The 7,805-nt window shown below is 71.4% G+C and carries 5 protein-coding genes; all 5 read right to left on the minus strand.

What is annotated here, in order from left to right; all coding sequences use genetic code 11:
• Positions 1 to 1,025 (minus strand): ketol-acid reductoisomerase (gene ilvC / locus AB0K09_RS26005; protein WP_366067818.1); only part of this gene is annotated, 1,025 nt, incomplete at its 3' end.
• Positions 1,026 to 1,124: 99 nt separating this feature from the next.
• On the minus strand, positions 1,125 to 1,649 hold the full coding sequence (gene ilvN / locus AB0K09_RS26010; RefSeq protein ID WP_366067819.1) for an acetolactate synthase small subunit: 525 nt from the start codon (positions 1,647 to 1,649) through the stop codon (positions 1,125 to 1,127).
• A gap of 33 nt (positions 1,650 to 1,682) precedes the next feature.
• Complete coding sequence (locus AB0K09_RS26015) at positions 1,683 to 3,536, minus strand: acetolactate synthase large subunit (protein ID WP_366067820.1); 1,854 nt, start codon at positions 3,534 to 3,536, stop codon at positions 1,683 to 1,685.
• Between the two features lie 219 nt (positions 3,537 to 3,755).
• Positions 3,756 to 6,671, minus strand: coding sequence for an EAL domain-containing protein (locus tag AB0K09_RS26020; RefSeq protein WP_366067821.1), 2,916 nt, complete (start codon positions 6,669 to 6,671; stop codon positions 3,756 to 3,758).
• A gap of 317 nt (positions 6,672 to 6,988) precedes the next feature.
• On the minus strand, positions 6,989 to 7,805 hold an 817-nt coding region (locus AB0K09_RS26025; protein ID WP_366067822.1), incomplete at its 5' end, for a 2-hydroxyacid dehydrogenase.

The following is a 7,805-nucleotide window of genomic DNA, read 5'->3' on the forward strand; positions in this document are numbered from 1 at the left end:
CTACGCCCTATTTGTCGCGGCGTGTTGTGGCTCAAAAGCACCAGTCCAGACCGGACCACCCCGGTCGACCTCGCACCAGATGCGCTTGCCCGCGCGTCGGCCTTCTTGTACTCGTTGTACCGGGGCAGGCCGTCCTGGTACTCCTTCATCCAGTTGTTGGCGAAGCTGCCGTCCTGGATCTCGCCGAGGACCTTCTTCATCTCGGCCTTGGTCTGCTCGGTGACAATGCGCGGGCCGGTGACGTAGTCGCCCCACTCGGCGGTCTCGGAGATGGACCAGCGCATCTTCTCCAGGCCGCCCTCGTACATCAGGTCGACGATGAGCTTGAGCTCGTGCAGGCACTCGAAGTAGGCGATCTCCGGCTGGTAGCCGGCCTCGACGAGGGTCTCGAACCCGGCCTTGACCAGCGCGGAGGCGCCGCCGCAGAGCACCGCCTGCTCGCCGAAGAGGTCGGTCTCGGTCTCCTCGGTGAAGGTGGTCTTGATGACGCCGGCGCGGGTGCCGCCGATGGCCTTGGCGTAGGACAGCGCGAGCGCGAAGGCGTTGCCGCTCGCGTCCTGCTCGACGGCGGCGATGCAGGGCACGCCGCGCCCCTCCTCGTACTGGCGGCGGACCAGGTGGCCGGGGCCCTTGGGGGCGACCATGCAGACGTCGACGCCGGCCGGGGGCTTGATGAAGCCGAAGCGGATGTTGAAGCCGTGGCCGAAGAACAGCGCGTCGCCGTCCTTGAGGTGGTCCTTGACGGACTCCTCGTAGACCTTGGCCTGGATCGGGTCCGGCACCAGGATCATGATGACGTCGGCCTCGGCCGCGGCCTCGGCGGGCGTGACGACGCGCAGGCCCTGCTCCTCGGCCTTGACCTTCGACTTCGAGCCCTCGTGCAGGCCCACGCGGACGTCGACGCCGGAGTCGCGCAGGGACAGCGCGTGGGCGTGGCCCTGGCTGCCGTAGCCGAGGACCGCGACCTTGCGGCCCTGGATGATGGAGAGGTCGGCGTTGTCGTCGTAGAACAGCTCGGCAGCCACTGTGAGGTTTCTCCTTGTTGGGCGGTTGTGCGGTCCCACCGTATGACGGGCGGGTGCGTAAGGGTCGAGGGGTCTTCGGGAAGCGGACCGGGGCGGCCGTCAGGCCGAGCGGTCCAGGGCGCGCAGGCTCCGGTCGGTGATGGACCGGGCGCCGCGGCCGATGGCGATGGTCCCGGACTGGACCAGCTCCTTGATGCCGAAGGGCTCCAGCATCCGGAGCATCGCGCCGAGCTTGTCGGCGCCGCCGGTGGCCTCGATGGTGACGGCCTCCGGGGAGACGTCGACGGTCTTGGCCCGGAAGAGCTGGACGATCTCCACGATCTGGGAGCGCGTCTCGTTGTCGGCGCGCACCTTCACCAGGACGAGTTCGCGCTGGACGGCCGCGCTGTCCTCCAGCTCGACGATCTTCAGCACGTTGACGAGCTTGTTGAGCTGCTTGGTGACCTGCTCCAGCGGCAGCGACTCGACGTTGACGACGATGGTGATGCGCGAGATGTCGGGGTGCTCGGTGACGCCGACGGCGAGGGAGTCGATGTTGAAGCCGCGGCGGGAGAACAGCGCGGCGATGCGCGCCAGGATGCCGGGCGTGTTCTCGACCAGGACGGAGAGCGTGTGCTTGGTCATGGGCTGGTTCTCTCTTCTCTCGTCTCTCGTCCCTCAGTCGTCCTCGTTGTCCCCGAAGTCGGGGCGGACACCGCGTGCGGCGAGGATCTCGTCGTTCGAGGTGCCGGCGGCGACCATCGGCCAGACCATGGCGTCCTGGTGCACGATGAAGTCCACCACGACCGGGCGGTCGTTGATGTGGTTCGCCTTCTCGATGACCGAATCCAGCTGTGCCGGGTCCTCGCAGCGCAGCCCGACGCAGCCCATGGCCTCGGCGAGCTTGACGAAGTCCGGGACCCGGGTGCCCGCGCAGGGCTCGGTGCCGTCGGCCTCGGGGCCGGAGTGCAGCACGGTGTTGGAGTAGCGCTGGTTGTAGAAGAGGGTCTGCCACTGGCGGACCATGCCCAGGGCGCCGTTGTTGATGATGGCGACCTTGATGGGGATGTTGTTCAGCGCGCAGGTGACCAGCTCCTGATTGGTCATCTGGAAGCAGCCGTCGCCGTCGATGGCCCACACGGTGCGGTCGGGCATGCCGGCCTTGGCGCCCATGGCCGCGGGCACGGCGTAGCCCATCGTCCCGGCGCCGCCGGAGTTGAGCCAGGTGGCGGGCCGCTCGAAGTCGATGAAGTGGGCGGCCCACATCTGGTGCTGGCCGACGCCGGCCGCGTAGATGGTGTCCTTCGGCGCGAGCTCGCTGATGCGGCGGATGACCTGCTGCGGGGCGAGGCTGCCGTCCTCGGGCTGCTCGTAGCCGAGCGGATAGGTCTCGCGCCAGCGGTTGAGGTCGGCCCACCAGTCGGCGTGGTCGCCGGTGTGGCCTTCGGCGTGCTCGTGCTGCACCGCGACGATCAGATCGGCGAGGACCTCCCGGGCGTCGCCGACGATCGGGACGTCCGCCTCGCGGTTCTTGCCGATCTCGGCGGGGTCGATGTCCGCGTGGACGATCTTGGCCTCGGGGGCGAAGGAGTCGAGCCGGCCGGTGACGCGGTCGTCGAAGCGCGCGCCCAGCGCGATGATCAGGTCGGACTTCTGCAGGGCGGTCACCGCGGCGACGGAGCCGTGCATACCCGGCATGCCCAGGTGCTGGGGGTGGCTGTCGGGGAAGGCGCCCATGGCCATCAGGGTCGTGGTGACCGGCGCGCCCGTCAGCTCCGCGAAGACCTTCAGTTCGGCGGTGGCGCGGGCCTTGAGGACGCCGCCGCCGACGTAGAGCACGGGCCGGCGGGCCTGGGTGATCAGCTTGGCGGCCTCGCGGATCTGCTTGGAGTGCGGCTTGGTGACCGGACGGTAGCCGGGCAGCTCGGTGTGCGGCGGCCAGACGAAGGTCGTCCGGGCCTGGAGGGCATCCTTGGCGATGTCGACGAGCACCGGGCCGGGGCGGCCGGTCGAGGCGACGTGGAAGGCCTCGGCGATGGTGCGCGGGATCTCGGCGGGGTCGGTGACCAGCCAGTTGTGCTTGGTGATCGGCATGGTGATGCCGCAGATGTCCGCCTCCTGGAAGGCGTCGGTCCCGATCGCCTTGGAGGCGACCTGACCGGTGATCGCGACCAGCGGCACGGAGTCCATGTGCGCGTCGGCGATGGGGGTGACGAGATTGGTGGCACCCGGCCCCGAGGTGGCCATGCACACGCCGACCTTGCCCGTGGCCTGCGCGTATCCGGTGGCGGCGTGACCGGCGCCCTGCTCGTGGCGGACCAGGACGTGGCGCACCTTCGAGGAGTCGAGCATCGGGTCGTAGGCGGGGAGGATCGCGCCCCCGGGAATGCCGAAGACGGTGTCGCAGCCCACCTCCTCCAGCGAGCGGATGAGGGACTGCGCACCCGTGACGTGCTCGACGATGGCGGGCTGCGCCCCGCCGCTGCGGGGCCGCGGCTGCGGATGATGGGCCCCGTTGGCCTGCTCGGTCATCGACATTCTCTTCTCGAAGGCTCGAAGGTTCGGGTGGGTTCGTGCGGGTCTGTGACGTTCCGGTGCAACAAAAAACCCCTCGTGCCGTGAGGCAAGCGAGGGGAGCGCGCCGACGCGTTCAGCAGGCGGGAGAGAGGGCCTGCTTCAGCCGACGCGCTGACCAAGTACGAGAATTCGGGTGCGCATGGCCCCGACCCTCCCTCTGCCGCATACGAGGTGTCAAGTGGGTGGGACGGGCGTCTCATTATTTGAGCGCAATGGCGCATGCGCCAGCGCTCCCGCACTGCCCACGGCACCGGATCGTACGGGCAGCGCACCGCCCAGGAGCAGCTGATTTCCGCCATCCGCCGGTTCGCCCCGGCGGGCGTCACCCGGGCGTGTGACATCCGGCAGTGTGTACGGGCCGCGACCGAGGGCGTGGCGCAGCCGGTGCTCGTCGAGAGCCCCGGCGAAGGCGGCGCCCTGGCCGTGGGTGCAGCCCATGGCGCGCAGGGCGCGGGCCTGCTCGGGCTCGTCCACGCCGTCGGCGACGGACTGCAGGCCGAGGTCGCCGGCGATCCGCAGCAGCCCCGCGGTGATCTTGTGGAGCCGGGCGGACTCGACGACGCCGTCGACCAGCCCCCGGTCGATCCGGAGGATGTCGACCGGCAGCCGCCGCAGCGCGCTCATCGCGGCGTATCCGCTGCCGAAGCCGTCGAGGGCGACACGCACCCCGAAGCGGCGCAGGGAGACCAGACGCCCCTCCAGCTCGTCGAGGGGCACCCGGGGGTCGCCGCCGGAGAGCTCCAGGACGAGGGAGCCCGACGGCAGGCCGTACCGCAGGACGAGCTCCTCGACGTTCTTGGGCGGGAGCGCCTTGTCGAGCAGCCGGGCGGCGGAGAGCCGGACGTAGACGGGCACGGCGTGGCCGGCGCGGCGGCGCTGGGCGGCCTGCTCGACGGCCTTCTCCAGGGTCCAGCGGCCGAGCTCGGCGGTGCGGGCGCTCGCGTCGCCCCCGTCGAGCTCGCCGACCCGCAGGAACTCGTCGGGCGTGAAGAGGATGCCCTGCGGCGAGCGCCAGCGGGCCTGCGCGGAGACGGCGGCGATCCGCCCGGTCTCCAGGTCGACGACGGGCTGGTGGAGCAGCGCGAACTCGCCGTCGTGCAGCGCGGTGCGCAGCCGGGTGGCGAGCTCGGCGCGGCGGACCACCTCGGCCTGCATCTGCGGCGCGTACAGCTCGACGCGGCCCTTGCCGGCCTGCTTCGCGCGGTACATCGCCAGGTCGGCGTTGCGCATGAGCTCGCCCGGGGTGATGCCGGGCTCGGCGAAGGCCACGCCGATGCTGGCGGCGACGCGCACCTCGGTGCCGCCCTCGACCAGATAGGGCTGGGAGAGGGTGAGCCGCAGCCGGTCGGCGACCTCCAGGATGCGGTACTCGCGGGCGGCGGGGTCGCGGGTGCCGTCGCCGATGATGAGCGCGGCGAACTCGTCGCCGCCGAAGCGGGCGGTGGAGTCCCCGGCGCGCACCGAGTCCTGGAGCCGGCGGGCGGCCTGGACGAGGAGCTCGTCGCCGGCCTGGTGGCCGACGGTGTCGTTGACGGCCTTGAAGCCGTCGAGGTCGATGAAGAGGACGGCGGTGCCCGCGTCGGTCACTCTGCGCCCGGCGAGGGCCTGCTGGACGCGCCTGGTGAACAGGGCGCGGTTGGGCAGGTCGGTGAGCGGGTCGTGCTCGGCGGTGTGCTGGAGCTGGGCCTGGAGACGGACGCGCTCGGTCACGTCCCGGCTGTTGAAGATCAGACCCCCGTGGTGGCGGTTGACGGTGGACTCGACGTTGAGCCACTCGCCGTTGCCGGAGCGGAAGCGGCACTCGATGCGGGTGGTGGGCTCCTCGGCGGGCGGCGCCGCGAGGAAGCGGCGCACCTCGTGGACCACCCGGCCCAGGTCCTCGGGGTGGATGAGCGAGGCGAGTTCGGAGCCGATGAGCTCCTCGGCGTCCCGCCCGTAGACCCCGGTGGCGGCCGGGCTGACATAGCGCAGTATCCCGGTGGGCGCGGCGATCATGATGACGTCGCTGGAGCCCTGCACCAGGGAGCGGAAGTGGTTCTCCTTCTGGGCCAGTTCCTGGGTGAGGGAGATGTTGTCGAGGAGCATGATGCCCTGGCGGATGACGAGCGCGAGGACGACCGTGCAGCCCGTGAAGAGCACCACGCGGTCGACGTGGTGGCCGTCGAGGACGTTGTAGAGGATGCCCAGGGTGCAGACGGCGGCCGCGAGGTACGGGGTGAGAGCCGCGAGCGAGCCGGCGATGGGCCGGCCGGCGGCCGGCAGCGGGCGGCCCGGGCGCGCGGCGGCCTCGTCGCTGTCCTCGCGGGCCACCCAGGGCGCGTAGGCCATGAGCATGTAGCCGGCGAACCAGCCGGCGTCCAGGATCTGGCCGGAGCGGTAGTGCGCCTTGAGCAGCGGCGAGGTGAACAGCGCGTCGCACAGGACGGTCAGGGCGAGGGCCGCGATGGCGGTGTTGACGGCGGAGCGGTTGGCGGACGTTCGCCGGAAGTGCAGGGCGAGGACCATGGACACCAGCACGATGTCCAGCAGCGGGTAGGCCAGCGAGAGCGCGGCCTGGGCGACGGTCTCGCCGGCGAAGTGTGCGGTGTGCGCGAGGGCGAGGCTCCAGGAGAGGGTGAGCAGCGAGCCGCCGATCAGCCAGGAGTCCAGCCCGAGGCAGACCCAGCCGGCCCGGGTGACCGGGCGGCGGGCGAGCACCAGCAGCCCGATGATGGCGGGCGGCGCGAAGAGCAGGAAGCAGAAGTCGGCCGCGGACGGGCTCGGGACGTGCCGCTCCAGGACGACCTCGTACCAGCCCCAGACGGCGTTGCCGATGCCGGCCATCGCGGAGGAGGCCGCGAACAGCAGCCAGGCGGGGCGGAACCGGGTGCCGTGCGTGCGGGCGTACCAGAAGCAGGACGCGGCGGCGACGCCGGCCGCGCCGCTGAGGCCGAAGTCGCCCATGGTCTTGGACAGCTCGGCCGAACCCCAGCCGAACGCGGCGCCCGTGGCGTAACCGCCGCAGACCAGGGCGAGGAGGAGCTGGGAGACCACGGCCGGGCCCCCGGCCGGCCCGGGGCGCCGGGGCAGGGCCGCTCCGGTGGCGCTCACCGCGCCGCCGCCCCGGGCAGGGCCCCGGACGGGGCGGTGAGCGGGCGGCCGTACGGGCCCCGGTCCCGTGGCCGAAGTTGTGACTGTCGCCTGAGCCGCGTCGGGTGGATCGTCCATCGGCCGTGCATCTCGCCCGTCGCCCCCCTCGAGTTCCGGTACATCGCTGCGGCCGTACGGTGCGCGGCGCAGCCCCCGGTCGGGACGATACACCAGACTCGTCACTCAGGGACATAGCTCATATACATAGCGTAACTGGCTACGGGATTACGGATACGCAGCGCAGCCGAATGATGCCGCTGCGTGGTAGCGGTCCGTTGTCAGTCCGCCACGGCTACGACATTCCGCAGAGGCTCGTCCAGTACAAATCTGGCCAGTTGATCGCGCAAGAGCGCCTTCGCCCGGGAGTGGAACGCCGAGGACGGGCCACCCACATGGGGGGTGATGAGCACGCCCGGCGCGCTCCACAGCGGGTGCCCCGGGGGCAGCGGCTCGGGGTCGGTGACATCCAGCGCGGCCCGTAGCCGGCCGCTCTCCAGCTCGGCGAGGAGGGCCTTGGTGTCGACGACGGCACCCCGCGCGACGTTCACCAGCAGCGCCCCGTCCCGCATCCGGCCGAGGAACGCGGAGTTGACGAGCCCGCGGGTGTCGTCGGTGAGCGGCGTCGCGAGAATGACCACCTCGGCGTCCGGGAGCAAGTCGGGCAGGGCGGTGACCGGGTGTACCGGGCCGCGTGTTGTGGTGCGGGGGGAGCGCGCGACGCGCTCGATCCGCGCGCACTCAAATGGCGCGAGCCGGTCTTCGATCGCACTGCCGATCGAGCCATAGCCCACGATGAGGATGGACCGGTCCGCGAGGGACGGCCGGAACTCCTGCCGCCACTCCCCCGCGTCCTGCGCCCGGACGAAGCCGGGGATGTCCCGCAGGGCGGCGAGGATGAGCGCGAGCGTGAGCTCGGCGGTGCTGGCGTCGTGCAGACCCCGCGCGTTGCACAGCCGCGTGCCCGCCGGCAGCAGCGGCAGGCTCGGCAGCATGTGCTCGATGCCGGCGGTCAGGGTCTGCACCACCCGGACGTTCGGCATGTACGGCAGCGGGCGCCGGCACACCTCGGGGCCCTTGAGGTACGGGACGCCGTAG

This window comes from Streptomyces sp. NPDC049577 (genome assembly GCF_040675635.1).
Taxonomy (GTDB): domain Bacteria; phylum Actinomycetota; class Actinomycetes; order Streptomycetales; family Streptomycetaceae; genus Streptomyces.

Bases quoted from the DNA above. Each gene is read 5' to 3' on its own strand.
- ilvN (WP_366067819.1), bottom strand. From the start codon at position 1,649: ATGACCAAGCACACGCTCTCCGTCCTGGTCGAGAACACGCCCGGCATC.
- AB0K09_RS26015 (WP_366067820.1), bottom strand. From the start codon at position 3,536: ATGACCGAGCAGGCCAACGGGGCCCATCATCCGCAGCCGCGGCCCCGC.